Origin of the sequence: Dapis hubbardiae BLCC-M172 (assembly GCF_050016015.1) — a bacterium.
In the GTDB taxonomy this organism is placed as follows: Bacteria; Cyanobacteriota; Cyanobacteriia; order Cyanobacteriales; family Microcoleaceae; genus Trichodesmium.
In genome coordinates this window covers 46,897-47,313 of record NZ_JBNHEQ010000073.1, presented here as the reverse complement: position 1 = coordinate 47,313, position 417 = coordinate 46,897, and positions in this window count along the sequence as shown.

Below are 417 nucleotides of genomic sequence, written 5' to 3'. Positions count from 1 at the left end.
CTCTATACGCAATAGTTGGAAAATTCCACTATCCACCTCCATCTCGTAGGCGCTTAAGAAAATGAAATTACTCTTGCTCTATACGCAATAGTTGGAAAATTCCACTATCCACCTCCATCTCGTAGGCGCTTAAGAAAATGAAATTACTCTTGCTCTATACGCAATAGTTGGAAAATTCCACTATCCACCTCCATCTCGTAGGCGCTTGAGAAAATGAAATTACTCTTGCTCTATACGCAATAGTTGGAAATTTTCACTATTCACCTCCATCTCGTAGGTGCTTAAGAAAATGATTTGATTATTGCTCTATCAGCAATAGTTGGAAATTTTCACTATTCACCTCCATTTCGTAGGTGCTTGAGAAAATGATTTTATTATTGCTCCATACGCAATAGAAGAGAAATTCCCATATCCACC